The following is a 13751-nucleotide window of genomic DNA, read 5'->3' on the forward strand; positions in this document are numbered from 1 at the left end:
TAGGGATAATACATTCCGGCGGCGCAATTAATTTTGAATTTGTTTGACATATCCGCGATAACCCTGTCTGGCAAGCTCCCGCATTTTTTCTTTTGCATCCTCTTTTTTGACAAAAGTCCCATAGAAAACCCTATATACCTTTTGAGAAGACAGTTCTACTGTTTCTACCCGTGATCCGGTAATCTTGCGGGATTGTTCAAAGGCTTTGTTTTTTTCCTGAAAAGAACCGAGCTGTACCGTGTAGGTAGCAACTTTAAGGTCGGTAGTCCGGGAATTTTCAAGGCTGCCTTCCATGACAAATAGCGCTACATTGGCGGTGCCATTGCCAATCATATCAATTTCACTGGCAGCTTTTTTTGATAAATCGATAATTCTGTTTTTTGCAAAAGGTCCTCGGTCATTAATACGTACCTGAACCTCTTTTCCATTATCCAGGTTTTTAACGTTTACAATGGTATCAAAAGGGAGGGTGCGATGGGCCGCGGTATACTGGTGCATATCGTACTGCTCTCCATTAGCGGTTAGCTTACCGTGAAATTTAGGGCCATACCAGCTGGCAACCCCCTCCTCAATTTTTTGTCCGATACGATCTGCATCTGGGAAATCAATTTCCGATGGTTCTTTGGGATTCTTACTGGGGGTACGCGAAAGCGTTCCGCAAGAACTTATCAATAGTGATGCAGCAAAGAAGATATATAAATAAGAAAGTTTACGAGGCACGTATTGTTAGGTCATCTATAGGGTTTTATAAAAATATTTTTCAGGCCGTCTATAAACCTGTGGAGAAACAATTTAATAATCTTTTAAGATGTATCTAAGCCTCATATATTTTGTGATAATAGGATAATATAAGCAGATATATGCCATAAATCATGAGCCCGGCCGCAGTGGTGCCTAAAACCCAAACTCCAAAAGGTTGTTCACCTAAAGCACTTAACGCATCATTTAGGCCTCCGGCTTCTTCTGCATTAAACGATATGGCAGCTTGATAAAAAAGTATTCCAAGCATACAATAGACGATACCCCACGCCGAAATACCAATCTGACCAAACTTTCGAAGTGTTGTCCGTTCTTTGTCATTCATGTTTATAATATCAAAGCGATAGTCAAAATTGGCCACATAGGCCGAATAGAATTGGTAAATCCCGGCAATTATAATGATGAAAGCGACAAATAGTACCAGCCATTTCCCAAAAGGAAGTTCCAATATTTTTCCAACCCATATCTCAGTACTTTCACTATCGCTTTGGATGTTGAGTCCCCGGAAGATTTGCCAGGGCTGCATAGGAAAAAGAGAGATAGAGAAGGCCAGTGAAGAAATCCACAATTCTCAATAGGAAAACTTCATTGCTTTTGGACCGGTTTTCAGGATCAATGATCGCCTGCAGGATTTTCCAAACAGCATGGGCAAAAAGTCCAATAATACATCCTATGAGTAAAATAGAACCAAAAGGTTGGTAAATAAATTCTTCGAGAGCTTGTTTAGTGCCGGCTGTTTCGCCGCCCATCCCAATAGCTGTTTGTAATGCCAGAAGCCCAACCATAAAATAAACAACTCCCTTGGCGATGAAGCCAACCCGGGCTATAATTTTGATAACGGTTTGTTTGCTTGAATTCATACAAATAGCGGATAGATATCAGCTGATATACTAGTGTTTATATCTCACAAGGTAATGTGAAGGACAGGAACTTACTAACTTAAACAGGTTGTGTCGCTCTTTTTGTCACTAAAGGAATAGAATAAAACAAGAGAGGTAATAAAATAAATGAGCCGGTGACTGGATTCGAACCAGCGACCTATTCTTTACGAGAGAATCGCTCTACCCCTGAGCTACACCGGCATTAGATCAGAAAAATATAAGCATTGTCCAACTTTTATACCAAGTAGTTAAACAATTGTAAGATGAAATAAAATAATTGGTGTTACAGAAAGCTCTTGATTATTTTCAGGTTCTGAAAAAATGAATAAATATTATATGGAAAACTTTTTATCCGCAAGTCCCGTTACTTTTTACTTAGTCGCTGCAAGTGTATTGGTATCTCTTGCCGCACTGTATGCTTATCCTGCTATGTTGCAGACAGGATATTTAAAACCCTATCGTACAGTTCGGGAGCATAGTTGGTACGAACTTTTAACCTCCGGTTTTTTGCATGCCAACCTGGGGCACCTATTTGTTAATATGTTTACTCTCTATTTTTTTGGCCCGGTAATGGAACAGGTCTTGGGACCCATATATTTTTTAGGGCTTTATGTAACGGGATTAATTGTATCGGGTCTGCCTTCGGTGGTTAAGTTCAGGAATGATCCCAATTATGCTACGCTTGGAGCTTCCGGGGCTATAGGGTCTGTACTGTTTGCTTTTATTTTTCTCTTTCCCATGGAAAATATATATCTGCTGTTGATTCCCATACCTATCCCGGCTTTTGTATTTGCTATTGCCTATTTGATATACAGCATCTATGCCAGTAAACAAAAAGAAGGGAAAATAAATCACGAAGCACATTTGGCAGGAGCTATATGGGGGATTGTATATTTAGTCGTTTTTGTACCCAATTCTATCGATCATGTTCTAACAGTTATAGGCTTAATATAAAATCAGCATGAACCCATTAGGATCCATGCTGATTTTTATACAAACAATAAATAGGACAGCTGTTGTTATCCGTTTTTGGAACGGAAATCAGCCATGAAATTAACCAGGGTCTCTACACTTTCCCGGGGACAAGCATTGTACATGCTGGCCCGGACACCGCCTACGCTCCGGTGCCCTTTAAGGGTATATAGATCATGTTCTTCCTGGGCTTCTTTAAGAAATTTTTGTTCGAGATCTTCTGTTGGCAGCCTGAACGTAGCATTCATGATGGATCTGGAATCTTTTTCTACAGCTCCACGATAAAAATCATCCTTATCAACTTCATCATAAAGAAGTGCTGCTTTCTCTTCATTAAACTTTTTAAAGTAGGAGAGCCCTCCTTTTTGCTGAATCCATTCGAGTACCAGGTTCACCATATACACATTAAAGACAGGAGGCGTATTGAATATTTTTTCCGTATGCGTCTGGTATTGCAGGATGGTTGGTACATTATCCGTATCTGCCTGGGCCAGAAAGTCCTTGCGAATAATAACAATAGTCACACCCGCGGGACCCACGTTCTTCTGGGCGCCGGCATAAATAATTCCATATTTGGAAACATCAATAGGCTTGGACAGAAAATCGGAAGAGGCGTCACAGACCAGCGGGACTCCATTGGTTTCCGGTTCAGTAGAAAACTGGGTGCCGGCTACCGTATTGTTTGATGTAAAATGTACATACTTTGGATTGTCACTAAAATCGAGCTCATCGTTAGTCGGTACTCTGTCATATCCACTCTCGCTACTGCTAAATGGTCGATGAACGTTTCCAAATAGCTTGGCCTCCTTTATAGCTTTATTTGACCAGCGTCCGGTATCGATATAATCGGCTGTTTCGTCTTCAGATAAGAAATTGAAAGGCGCCATCATAAACTGTGAGCTGGCCCCTCCCTGTAAAAACATAATTTCAAAATCATTGCCCAGACCAAGAAGCTCAGTCAAACGCTCTTTTGCCTGCTGGTCAATTGCTTCATATTCCGCACTACGATGACTCATCTCCATGATGGAGCGGCCTTTATCTTTGTATTCAGTTAGTTCATCCTGGGCCTTTTCGAGTACTTCCAAAGGTAATGTAGCAGGTCCTGCGCTAAAGTTATGAACGCGATTCATAATATGTATGGGTGTTTATGTGATTAAAAAGTATGGACAAGCAGTCCAGATTGTAATTTAGGTTCAAACCAAGTTGATTTTGGCGGCATTAACAAGCCATTATCCGAGACTTCTATCAATTCTTCTATGCCAGTGGGGTACATGCTTACAGCCATTTGGGCTTTACCATTTTGTACCAATCGTTCGAGTTCTTCAGTACCCCGGATACCGCCTACAAAGGAAATATTTTCATTGCGGCGGGGATCAGAAATTCCCAGCATAGGATCAAGCAGAAATTCCTGTAGACGATGAACATCCAGTTTTTCCACACTGTTGGGCTCATCGGTAATCGGCAAGGTCATCCCATACCACTGTCTATCGATATAAATGGAAATATCACCTTTTTCAGAAGGTACGGGATCGACATCAACTCGGAGTTCAAAATTTTGGTCAAGTTCATTTAGAAAATGATCCGGAATTTCATGTACGATCCGATTATATGCCATGATATGCATATCAGACATCGGAAAGGCTACCGCCGGGAAAAAATTATACTCTTCTTCTCCGGTATGGTTCTCATTTTCCTCTTTCATCTTTGCAGCAGCACGGGACGCACTTTTGCACCGATGATGTCCATCTGCAATATAAAGCTTTGGAATGTTCTGGAAAGCATTCTCAAATGGTTCAGTATGCTCAACTTTCCATAGCTTATGTCGTACCTCATCCAGAGCCACATAGTTGTAAAGTGGTTCCTCTCGGGTTACCTGATCGATGAGATCCTGAGTCTTTTCATCATCCTTATACGTAAGCATAACGGGCTCGGCATGAGCCTGCTGCGTGAGAATATGCCGGGTGCGGTCGTCCTCTTTAGTAGGACGAGTCAGTTCATGCTTGAGAATCACTTCATTATCGTAGTCCTCTACCGACACACAGGCAAAAACTCCTGTTTGGGTTCGTCCTTCCCGAATGAGTTGATAAATATAAATAGAAGGTTGCTCATCCTGTTGAAGTGTTTTCCCGGACAGCAACTGCTGAAGGTTCTCAGCCCCTTTTTCATATACAGCATCATCATGGGGATCTGTATTATCCGGCAGGTCAACTTCCGGCCGACTTACATGTAAAAAATTATGGGGGTTGTTTTCAGCTATCGTTTGCACTTCATCAAAAGTAATAACGTCGTAAGGAACAGAGGCAATTTCTTTTACCCGTTTTGGGTCCGGCCGCCACGCTTTAAAAGGATGTAAATGAGCCATTAGGTTAAATAAAAATTAAACAAAATATCAGCTATCAAAGGTACTTGGTAAAAAGCAATAATTAAAGTTTCAAATCAGAATAAAATAATCTGTTTAATCATTGGGGAAAACAGGAGGCAATACTAATCCAGAACTTTTATGTGCAGATTTTTCCACCTGACTTTGACCTCATTGCCTTCGGTTGCGGAGTGGATTTGAAGGGCGATGGAACCGGTTGCCTGACCGATTTTCTGATCCTCCAATGCGACCATTTTTTTATCATTCAGCCAGCTGGTTACTTTATCGCCTTCCACGCGGATAACCATATGATTCCATTCCCCGGGCTTTAGTGCCTTTTCATCTTCCGGACTGGGTTTTTTAAGCCATCCTCTACCATAAGATTCATAAATTCCCCCGGTATGAGAACCTAACGGGGCTACTTCTACCTGCCAGCCCTCTATTTTAGTCCCCTCAACACTGGATCGAATGAATACGCCGCTGTTTCCATTGGATTCTTGTTTAAAATCCAGGCTTAAAACAAAGTTTTTATAGGTCTTATCGGTTGTCAGGTAACCATATTCTTTATCAGGGCCACTTTCGCATACCAGCTCGCCATCTTCGACATACCAATGCTCGGTACCGTGAATCGTCCAGCCGGATAAATCTTTCCCATTGAATATAGGCTCAAACTCCTGGGCGATAGTGGGGTTGGTTAACAATAGAAAGGTGCATGCCAGCAAAAAATATTTCATGCCTCTGATTAATTCATTTATTTTTAGAGTCAGATTAAGAACATTGAAGCACAATATCGAATGAATGGAATAATTACAAATCTGTTTATTCCTAATCAAAATCATCTAATTATTAAAAATTGGTAGCATATGGATCAAATGAATTTTGACGGAGATAACTTATCAGAAGATAAACAGCAACAACTTTTATTTATGATGCTTGTTCAGCAGCATCAGCAAATAGCGATGATGGGGATGGGGAAAATTGAAAACCCAAACACCGGGGAAGTAGAAAGAGAACTGAAGTCGGCAAAGTTTGCCATTGATACCCTGGTAATGTTGCAGAAGTTTACCGAAGGAAATCTTCCCAAAGAGTTGGATAACTATCTGAAAGAGACGTTGAATAATCTGCGTATGAACTATGCCGATGAGACTGAAAAAGAGGATGAAAGTGATGAAGGACAAGAAGAGTAATACCCTGAAACGAGTTGCTGCGGCGGGCGGAGTAGTTGTAGATACCCTTGATAAGGATTCCGATCCCAAAGTATTGCTAATACATCGCAGGGGCGTATGGGATTTACCTAAGGGAAAGCTTGAAGAGGGGGAATCGATCGAGGAATGTGCCATACGCGAAGTATCCGAGGAGGTCGGTCTTAAAACCGATCCAACCGTTGTTTCACCGCTTATAGAGACTTATCATGAATATGAGCGGTCGAATACCAGGTATGGAAAAACAACCCACTGGTATTTGATGAAGCTTAATTCCAACAACTATGAGTTCGTGCCACAAAAAGAAGAAGGGATTGAGAAAGTAGAATGGGTTCCTCTGGAAAAAGCAAAAGGAAAAGTGGGATATGATAACTTAAGAGAGGTCCTCGAAGAGTTATAAGTTAGTTATGTAATGCCGATATTAAATCATATCTCCCGAATAGAAATAAGAAAAGGCCGCTGCAAGAACAGCGGCCTTTTCTTTTATGAAAATAACTGGTTAAGTAAAACTAGTTTTGCAGACGGTAGATAATAGGCAAGCTGTATTGAACGCGTACCGGTTCTCCACGTTGGCGCCCGGGCTTAAACTTCGCCTGTTTGACCACGCGAAGGGCCTCTTGATCAGCCCCGCCGCCAATGCCCCGAACAACCTTGGGGTCTTCTACATTTCCATCTTCAGTTACAATAAACTGGACGATAACACGACCTTCTATTCCGGCACGTTTTGCCCGCTCGGGATAGTTTATCTTTTGTTGCAGCTCGGCCAACCCGCCAATCAGTTCGGGCATCTGTTCTACCGCTACAAAGAAATCCTCTTCCTCCTCTTCTTCCTCCTCGGGAGGTGGCGGCATATCCAGCGGTTCATTTAGGTTCATGTCGGCATCCAGGTTAATTTCCTGGTCTTCAATGATCTCGTCGTTAGGCACTTCTACCGGCACCTGTGGCTTGGGCGGGGGGGGAGGGGTTTCCTCTTGCTGTGTTTGGATGACTTCCTCCATCTCAACCACTTCCTGCTCTTCGGTGAGATCCGTATCCGGACTATCTGCGACAAATTCCACTTTCATTGCTACAATAAAAAGCAGCAATACTGCCACAAGTCCCAACTGAAGAAAGACCGTGTAATACTTCCTTAAATCGGATTCGGGTTCTTTTCTTTCTTGTATACTCATAACATCCTCCGCACTGATTCTAAGACAATTTCGTTAATGTTTGCCTAATGAAACAAATAATTATATCCAATTTCTACTTTTGTAACTTTTTTAAACAAAAAAAATTGTATAACCATTTCGTGGAGAGGTTAGAAGGGCTCAAAACAGCAAAGGCGCACCAAAAAGTGCGCCTTTGAGATACTTTGTTATTTAATGTAAAATTAGTTTTGCAGGCGGAATATAATAGGAAGGCTGTACTGGACACGTACGGGCTTGCCGCGTTGACGTCCAGGCTGAAACTTCGCTTCCTTCACTACTCTCAGGGCTTCCTGATCGCATCCGCCGCCAATGCCGCGAATAACTTTGGGGTCTTCTACATCACCGGTTTCAGTCACAATAAACTGAATAATAACCCGGCCATCTATTCCGGCGCGTTTTGCCCGCTCGGGATAGTTTATCTTTTGTTGCAGCTCGGCCAACCCGCCAATCAGTTCAGGCATCTGTTCCACGGCTACAAAGAAATCCTCTTCCTCCTCTTCTTCCTCTGCGGGAGGCGGCGGCATATCCAGCGGCTCATCAAAATTTAAGTCAGCATCCAGGTTAATTTCCTGGTCTTCAATGACTTCATCGTTGGGAACCTCTACCGGTACCTGTGGTTTGGGCGGTGGTGGGGGCATTTCTTCCTGCTTAGTCTGAATGACCTCTTCCATTTGAACTACTTCCTGCTCTTGTGTTAGGTTGACATCCTGCTGAGATGCCCGGAAATCAATTTTTGTAGCTACAACAAAGATGAGAAGGACAGCCAAAAGTCCAAGTTCCAAAAAAAGTGTATAGTAATTACGCAGATCTGCTTCGGCAGTTTTTCTGCTTCCTTGTTTTGACATGACAATAAGCTTTATGTTTCAGGGTTATTTTATATATAATTGCAATTTATACATTTACCCTATTAAAGCAAATAAATCAGCTATATTTTTTTACGTACAACTATAATTATTGCAATGATAACCCAATAGAAATTGGAAGCAGATCCATTTATATCAATGGCAAAGCTTAGTTTGTTAATCGGAAAACTATTGGCTGGGACATTTTAACCCGCACCGGTTTGCCGCGCTGACGTCCCGGCGTAAATTCGGCTTTTTTGATAACCTCCAGCGCCGCCTGGTCGCATCCGCCGCCAATACCGCGGATAACTTTGGGGTCTTCTACTTTACCGTTTTCGGTTACGATAAACTGAACCGTAACCCTTCCTTCAATGTTCGACTTTCTAGCGCGCTCCGGATATTCTACATTGTCATACAACCACTCTTGTCCGCCTTTAATTTTAGGCATCTCCTCCACGGCCATAAAGAAATCCTCTTCCTCCTCTTCTTCCTCGTCGGGGGGGGGCGGCATATCCAGCGGGTCATTCAGGTTCATGTCGGCATCCAGGTTAATTTCCTGGTCTTCAATGATCTCGTCGTTAGGCACTTCTACCGGTACCTGTGGCTTGGGCGGGGGAGCAGGTATCTCCTCTTGATCTGTTTGGATGACTTCCTCCATTTCAAGCACTTCCTGTTCTTCGACTAAATTTACGTTTTGCTGAGAGGACTGGAATTCTATTTTGGTAGCCACAATGAAAATGAGCAAAACAGCTATAACTGCAATTTGAAGGAAAATAGTATAGTATGTTCTGAGATTAGCTGTGGGTTCTTTTCGTCGATAATCCATAATATTAAGTTTTTAATACTAAGTAGTTAGTACTAAATAATAATAAAATATGGTTATTATCAACTCTTTAGGGTAAAATTATTCTTCAGGGATTATTTTTTGGAGGAGAAAGACCGCAACCAGGCAGCCGCCCGCATCAAAAAGGATGTCATAAACATCGGCATGGCGGTTCAGGGCGGGAAGGCTATATTGGAGGAACTCTACAAATATTCCGAAAAAGGTGCCAATGAGAAAGATGATCCAGATACTTGTGTTGCCCGAGAGAGCAATATTGTGATAAAGTCCGAGCAAAAGCGTCCAGCTCCCAAACAGAAGAAAGTGGCCGATCTTGTCGTAGCTAAATAACTTACTGTGGGAGAACGTCTCGGCCGGCAGCAGCATAAGGGCCAGCATTAATATAGTGAGTCCTACTATAGCGGTTACCAGGAGATAGGTATTATTTGCCAGAAAAGTGTAAAGCGCGGTAGGTTTCATATAAAATCTGTTGGTTCCGGTAGATCTCTATTGGTATCTAAATAGGTAAATAGTTTTTTCTTTCCGTTTAAAAGAGCCTGCGCGCAACTGTATTCGGGGGAATAGTCGAGTGCCAAATAAGCTGATATCTTACCGGCAAGCACATCTCCGCTGCCGGCGCGCGCAAAATAGCGGGTATCGTAATTTGTCAGATAGCTGTCTCCGTTTTTAGTTGATACTATACCCGGCATGCCCTTGGATAGCGTCGTAACATTATGCTCAGCGGAGAAATTACGAACCAAATTTAATCTTTGATAGTCCTTTTTTACATCCTGTTCCAGCAGTCTCGCAAGCTCACCGGGATGTGGAGTTAAAATCCATTGCTTTTCCTCAAATTCTTTCCACTTCTGAGATTGCGCAAGGGCCCACAGGGCATCGGCATCTATAACTGTTTTCCGGTTATTTTGGGATAGAAAATCTATTACAAAGCGTACGGTCTCTTCCTTTCGGCCCAGTCCGGGACCTAACAGAACCGCTCCCTGTTTTTCCCCGACAATTTGCCGGACATCCGGCAGGTGTGCTTCGCTGAAACAGGTATCGGATTGTTCTCCCACCGGTTTTTTTATGATCGAAGGAAGATTATGTTCATAAACTGAGAGCAATCCACGTGGACATACTAAAAAAACGGCGCCCAGCCCCTCGGCCCAGGCACTTTTAGCAGCCATGACAGCGGCACCGGTCAATCCTTCCGAGCCGGCAATAATATAAAGAACACCTGTATCATATTTGTGAACTCCAAGCGACGACTGATGTTCCGACACCCAGGATTCGTCTATTAAGAAGGTATTGCAGGAAGTTTTGAGCTCGTTGGGGAATGGTAATTCGCAGTAGGTGACCTGACCGGTGTGTAGTGGGCCATCCTGCAGATAAAAACCTTGTTTGCGTCCTCCGAATGTAAAGGTATGATCGGCTTTAATAACCTTTCCCATGATTTCACCCAAATCAGCATGAAGTCCGGTGGGGATATCTATGGAAAAAACAGGTACCGATTGCTGATTGGCCCACTGAACGGCTTTTTGATAATCCCCGCGAAGGTTACTATCCAGACCAGTGCCAAGCATGCCGTCAATAATAAAATCGAAGGAGGCCTGTCCTGAGAAGTCATCCCAGCTGTCATAAATAGAGATCTTATTCTCCGGATCAAACTTTTTGAGTAGTTCAAAATTCTTGTGGGTATCCGGAGAAAGACCATCCATACCGCTTAAAAATACGATAGATGCATTGATATCGTGCTGGATCAGGTATCGGGCAATAACCAATGCATCACCCGCATTATTTCCTTTTCCGCAGAGATATATCCCGTGAGATAGTTCAGGGTAAATATTTAGTATTTGTTGACTGGCCGAATAACCGGCAATTTCCATAAGGGTAAATCCCTCAATACCGATTTCATTGATGGTCTGTTCATCGATATCTCTGCTTTGTGCAGCGGTAAACAGATAATGTGATACGGGAGCATTAAGCATAATTACCAGAGATTGTTGAACAAAAAGAGTTCGATTATGGTCAGTCCGAATCCGGTGACAATTCCACCCAAAAGTTCCGGAAGGGTATGGACGCTCAGGCGATAGCGCGACCAAACCATCACTGGTAAAAGTAGAAAAAGGATTGTTAAGGAAAAAATATAAGAGTTGAGGCTCGCCAATGAAGGGTAGAAGAAAGTAAGGCCGAGGAGAATAGCCCCAGCAGAAGCAAGAGCACCGGTGTGGATGCTTATTTTCCAAGAGAAATTAATGAGCAGGCTTATGATCGGATTGATAAAATAGATCGCTGAAATAATAACGATGAGAGGGTCCAGGCTCTCCAGATTAAAGAGGAAAATCAGGAAAAGTACGAATGCACTGATGATGGAATAAATATATAATCGGCTCCGGGTTTCCCGTACCGGCAGATCCAAAGAAATTATATGCTTGGTACGGATCAGGTAAAAAGCCAGGATCAGCGGGATAATGGTATAAAATATCAGGGCCGCAGAAGTTACCAGAAAGGTAGTTAATGCGGGTAACTGTAATATCCAGCTGATAATAAAGATCACAAGCGGGGATAGAAATAGCGGATTCAGCAAGTCGGATACCACCCGGGCCAGCACGTTCTTCCCGAGGTATCTGTCCAGGCCGGTACCGCTATCTGGTGAAATGTGTTTCAATATGTATTGTATGATTGATTAGTAAGCCCGTGCAAAAAGAACTTTCTGTTTTGAAGGCTTGCCGGTTACCATACATTCTCCTTCTTCTCCGTCTTCGAGGGGAATACAGCGGATAGTTGCTTTTGTTTCCTCTTTTATTTTCTCTTCGGTTTCAGCAGTGCCGTCCCAGTGGGCATAGACAAAGCCCCCCTCGTTTTCGATGATGTCCTTAAACTCATCGTAGGAATCTACCGAGTGGGTATTGTCCTCGATCCGTTCCTTCGCTGTAGTATAGAGCTTTTCCTGGATGGTCTTAAGCAGATCATCCACTCGTTGGGCCAGTCCCTCGCGCTCCACAATATTTTTATCCAGTGTATCGCGGCGGGCCAGTTCGGCATTGTTGTTTTTAAGGTCGCGAGGCCCGATGGTGAGCCGTACCGGGATGCCGGTAGCTTCGTGCTCATTGAATTTCCAGCCCGGACTCATGTTCTCCCGGTCGTCCACCTTAACCCGGATATCGCGTTCTTTAAGCTCACTGACGATATCGTCACAGTAATCCATTACTTCTTCTTTTTCCTCATCACTCTTCCAGATAGGTACGATAACCACCTGGTTTGGAGCCAATTTTGGAGGGAGAACCAATCCCTGGTCATCCGAGTGTGTCATGATAAGTCCACCGATCAATCGTGTTGAAACGCCCCAGCTGGTAGCCCAGACGTACTCATGCTCTCCTTCCGAACTCTGGAACTTCACGTCAAAAGCCTTTGCAAAATTTTGTCCCAGGAAGTGCGAGGTCCCAGCCTGCAGCGCTTTGTTATCCTGCAGGAGCGTTTCGATGCAATAGGTGTCTTCTGCACCGGCAAAGCGTTCGGATTCCGTTTTCACTCCTTTAATGACTGGCATGGCCATAAAGTCTTCGGCAAAGGTGCGGTACACTTCCAGCATCCGCGTGGTTTCCTCAACCGCCTCTTGTTTGGTGGCGTGGGCGGTATGCCCCTCTTGCCACAGGAACTCCATGGTTCTCAGGAAGAGGCGTGTGCGCATCTCCCAGCGGACGACATTGGCCCACTGGTTAATAAGAATGGGAAGGTCGCGGTAGGATTGAATCCAGTTCCGGTAGGAATCCCAGATAATAGTTTCAGAAGTGGGCCGGACAATAAGTTCTTCTTCCAGCTTAGACTCCGGGTCTACTTCCACGCCGTCGTCGGTACTTCTAAGGCGGCTGTGGGTTACCACGGCGCATTCTTTGGCAAAGCCTTCCACGTGCTTGGCTTCTTTGGAAAGAAAGGATTTCGGGATAAAGAGCGGGAAATAGGCATTTTCATGGCCGGTATCTTTAAACATCTGGTCCAGGGCCTGCTTCATATTTTCCCACAGGGCAAATCCATTGGGGCGGATCACCATGCTTCCGCGCACCGGGGAATGATCCGCCAGTTTACCTTCGCGAATGACATCCTGGTACCATTGTGAAAAATCTTCTGTGCGTTCCGTGATTTTGTTAGCCATGTTATTCTACTAATAGAAAAAAGGTTTATAATTCAGACGCTAAAAATAAGGCGAAAAACAGGACCCTCAAAAAAGAAGTTGGGTTCCCTTTTAAGGATAGGCACACAATCGGATTGCAGGCATGAGCGCCTGCGGGGGGATTAGCTCTCGGAAAGATGCAAAAGAGATTTTTTCCCTTAATATTTTGATAGAAAAGTTATATATTTGGCAACTCTTGATTTGAATGGCGTGGTAGCTCAGTTGGTGAGAGCGTCGGATTCATAACCCGGAGGTCGGCGGTTCGATTCCGCCCCACGCTACTCCATACTATATATCATATACCATATCTCCCTAAGTAGTTGAATATAGCTGCTTGGGGATTTTTTGTTTTGGGGATCGGAAGCTGGGGCGTGATAAACAGTGTATGTAATGTATCCGTCGTTTTTTATACATTCTATATTGACTGCAATAGTTAAAAGCAGAGAGGAGAGAAAATAATCATTTCAAAAGTTTGCAAAATTGGTTAGTTATCAGTCTGGGCTTTTTTAGTAGTTGAAGCAGAAGTCCTACTCAAAAAAGAAAGAGCGGGAAACAGTTAAT

The 13751-nt window shown here is 43.4% G+C and carries 16 protein-coding genes and 2 tRNA genes; 4 read left to right on the forward strand and 14 right to left on the reverse strand.

Annotation, left to right across the window (positions count from 1 at the left end):
• Positions 1-27 precede the first annotated feature (27 nt).
• The 4 genes from ABEB05_RS13640 to ABEB05_RS13655 all read right to left on the reverse strand — a co-directional run bounded on the left by ABEB05_RS13640 (position 28) and on the right by ABEB05_RS13655 (position 1841).
• Positions 28-720 (reverse strand): septal ring lytic transglycosylase RlpA family protein, encoded by a 693-nt coding sequence (locus ABEB05_RS13640; protein WP_345694300.1) that lies wholly within the window; start codon positions 718-720, stop codon positions 28-30.
• A 94-nt stretch (positions 721-814) separates the two neighbouring features.
• Positions 815-1285 carry a DUF1206 domain-containing protein gene (locus ABEB05_RS13645; protein ID WP_265791400.1) on the reverse strand — a complete coding sequence of 157 codons (471 nt, stop codon included), beginning with the start codon at positions 1283-1285 and terminating at the stop codon, positions 815-817.
• Positions 1239-1619 (reverse strand): DUF1206 domain-containing protein, encoded by a 381-nt coding sequence (locus ABEB05_RS13650; RefSeq protein WP_265791398.1) that lies wholly within the window; start codon positions 1617-1619, stop codon positions 1239-1241. Before ABEB05_RS13650 ends, ABEB05_RS13645 begins: the two co-directional genes overlap by 47 nt.
• Before the next feature lie 150 nt (positions 1620-1769).
• Positions 1770-1841 (reverse strand) — tRNA-Thr (locus tag ABEB05_RS13655).
• Positions 1842-1976: 135 nt separating this feature from the next.
• Here ABEB05_RS13655 and ABEB05_RS13660 point away from each other — a divergent pair.
• Positions 1977-2594 (forward strand): rhomboid family intramembrane serine protease, encoded by a 618-nt coding sequence (locus ABEB05_RS13660; RefSeq protein WP_265791396.1) that lies wholly within the window; start codon positions 1977-1979, stop codon positions 2592-2594.
• 65 nt (positions 2595-2659) lie between these two features.
• Here ABEB05_RS13660 and serC read toward each other — a convergent pair whose 3' ends face one another.
• The 3 genes from serC to ABEB05_RS13675 all read right to left on the reverse strand — a co-directional run bounded on the left by serC (position 2660) and on the right by ABEB05_RS13675 (position 5705).
• On the reverse strand, positions 2660-3742 hold the full coding sequence (gene serC, locus ABEB05_RS13665; RefSeq protein WP_265791395.1) for a 3-phosphoserine/phosphohydroxythreonine transaminase: 1083 nt from the start codon (positions 3740-3742) through the stop codon (positions 2660-2662).
• A 23-nt stretch (positions 3743-3765) separates the two neighbouring features.
• On the reverse strand, positions 3766-4974 hold the full coding sequence (locus ABEB05_RS13670; RefSeq protein ID WP_265791393.1) for a DUF1015 domain-containing protein: 1209 nt from the start codon (positions 4972-4974) through the stop codon (positions 3766-3768).
• 122 nt (positions 4975-5096) lie between these two features.
• Positions 5097-5705, reverse strand: coding sequence for a 3-keto-disaccharide hydrolase (locus tag ABEB05_RS13675; protein WP_265791391.1), 609 nt, complete (start codon positions 5703-5705; stop codon positions 5097-5099).
• 129 nt (positions 5706-5834) lie between these two features.
• Here ABEB05_RS13675 and ABEB05_RS13680 point away from each other — a divergent pair, with 129 nt between their 5' ends.
• Entirely contained in the window at positions 5835-6158 is a 324-nt protein-coding gene (locus ABEB05_RS13680; RefSeq protein WP_265791390.1) for a DUF1844 domain-containing protein, read from the forward strand.
• Positions 6139-6573 carry an NUDIX hydrolase gene (locus tag ABEB05_RS13685; protein WP_265791388.1) on the forward strand — a complete coding sequence of 145 codons (435 nt, stop codon included), beginning with the start codon at positions 6139-6141 and terminating at the stop codon, positions 6571-6573. Before ABEB05_RS13680 ends, ABEB05_RS13685 begins: the two co-directional genes overlap by 20 nt.
• A 109-nt stretch (positions 6574-6682) precedes the next feature.
• Here ABEB05_RS13685 and ABEB05_RS13690 read toward each other — a convergent pair whose 3' ends face one another.
• From ABEB05_RS13690 to proS, 7 genes are all read right to left on the reverse strand, one after another.
• A complete protein-coding gene (locus ABEB05_RS13690) occupies positions 6683-7342 on the reverse strand; it encodes an energy transducer TonB (protein ID WP_265791386.1) in 660 nt (219 codons plus the stop codon).
• Positions 7343-7542: 200 nt separating this feature from the next.
• Entirely contained in the window at positions 7543-8205 is a 663-nt protein-coding gene (locus ABEB05_RS13695; RefSeq protein WP_265791384.1) for an energy transducer TonB, read from the reverse strand.
• 166 nt (positions 8206-8371) lie between these two features.
• Positions 8372-9028, reverse strand: coding sequence for an energy transducer TonB (locus ABEB05_RS13700; RefSeq protein WP_265791383.1), 657 nt, complete (start codon positions 9026-9028; stop codon positions 8372-8374).
• Positions 9029-9106: 78 nt separating this feature from the next.
• Positions 9107-9502: a VanZ family protein gene (locus ABEB05_RS13705; protein WP_265791382.1), complete on the reverse strand. Its 396-nt coding sequence runs from the start codon at positions 9500-9502 to the stop codon at positions 9107-9109.
• The gene (locus ABEB05_RS13710; protein ID WP_265791381.1) at positions 9499-11007 is read right to left on the reverse strand and encodes an NAD(P)H-hydrate dehydratase; all 1509 of its coding nucleotides are present in this window, start codon (positions 11005-11007) and stop codon (positions 9499-9501) included. Before ABEB05_RS13710 ends, ABEB05_RS13705 begins: the two co-directional genes overlap by 4 nt.
• A gap of 2 nt (positions 11008-11009) precedes the next feature.
• Positions 11010-11687: a hypothetical protein gene (locus tag ABEB05_RS13715; protein ID WP_265791379.1), complete on the reverse strand. Its 678-nt coding sequence runs from the start codon at positions 11685-11687 to the stop codon at positions 11010-11012.
• An 18-nt stretch (positions 11688-11705) separates the two neighbouring features.
• Positions 11706-13172 carry a proline--tRNA ligase gene (gene proS / locus ABEB05_RS13720; protein ID WP_265791378.1) on the reverse strand — a complete coding sequence of 489 codons (1467 nt, stop codon included), beginning with the start codon at positions 13170-13172 and terminating at the stop codon, positions 11706-11708.
• 225 nt (positions 13173-13397) lie between these two features.
• Between proS and ABEB05_RS13725 the strand changes: the two genes are divergently transcribed.
• A tRNA-Met gene (locus tag ABEB05_RS13725) sits at positions 13398-13471 on the forward strand.
• Positions 13472-13751: the final 280 nt, after the last annotated feature.

This window comes from Fodinibius salicampi (genome assembly GCF_039545095.1).
GTDB lineage: Bacteria > Bacteroidota > Rhodothermia > Balneolales > Balneolaceae > Fodinibius > Fodinibius salicampi.

Coding starts and splice junctions, on each gene's coding strand:
- ABEB05_RS13690 (WP_265791386.1), bottom strand. CDS start 7,342: ATGAGTATACAAGAAAGAAAAGAACCCGAATCCGATTTAAGGAAGTAT.
- proS (WP_265791378.1), bottom strand. CDS start 13,172: ATGGCTAACAAAATCACGGAACGCACAGAAGATTTTTCACAATGGTAC.
- ABEB05_RS13650 (WP_265791398.1), bottom strand. CDS start 1,619: ATGAATTCAAGCAAACAAACCGTTATCAAAATTATAGCCCGGGTTGGC.
- serC (WP_265791395.1), bottom strand. CDS start 3,742: ATGAATCGCGTTCATAACTTTAGCGCAGGACCTGCTACATTACCTTTG.
- ABEB05_RS13700 (WP_265791383.1), bottom strand. CDS start 9,028: ATGGATTATCGACGAAAAGAACCCACAGCTAATCTCAGAACATACTAT.
- ABEB05_RS13705 (WP_265791382.1), bottom strand. CDS start 9,502: ATGAAACCTACCGCGCTTTACACTTTTCTGGCAAATAATACCTATCTC.
- ABEB05_RS13645 (WP_265791400.1), bottom strand. CDS start 1,285: ATGCAGCCCTGGCAAATCTTCCGGGGACTCAACATCCAAAGCGATAGT.
- ABEB05_RS13660 (WP_265791396.1), top strand. CDS start 1,977: ATGGAAAACTTTTTATCCGCAAGTCCCGTTACTTTTTACTTAGTCGCT.
- ABEB05_RS13670 (WP_265791393.1), bottom strand. CDS start 4,974: ATGGCTCATTTACATCCTTTTAAAGCGTGGCGGCCGGACCCAAAACGG.
- ABEB05_RS13710 (WP_265791381.1), bottom strand. CDS start 11,007: ATGCTTAATGCTCCCGTATCACATTATCTGTTTACCGCTGCACAAAGC.
- ABEB05_RS13680 (WP_265791390.1), top strand. CDS start 5,835: ATGGATCAAATGAATTTTGACGGAGATAACTTATCAGAAGATAAACAG.
- ABEB05_RS13695 (WP_265791384.1), bottom strand. CDS start 8,205: ATGTCAAAACAAGGAAGCAGAAAAACTGCCGAAGCAGATCTGCGTAAT.
- ABEB05_RS13675 (WP_265791391.1), bottom strand. CDS start 5,705: ATGAAATATTTTTTGCTGGCATGCACCTTTCTATTGTTAACCAACCCC.
- ABEB05_RS13685 (WP_265791388.1), top strand. CDS start 6,139: ATGAAGGACAAGAAGAGTAATACCCTGAAACGAGTTGCTGCGGCGGGC.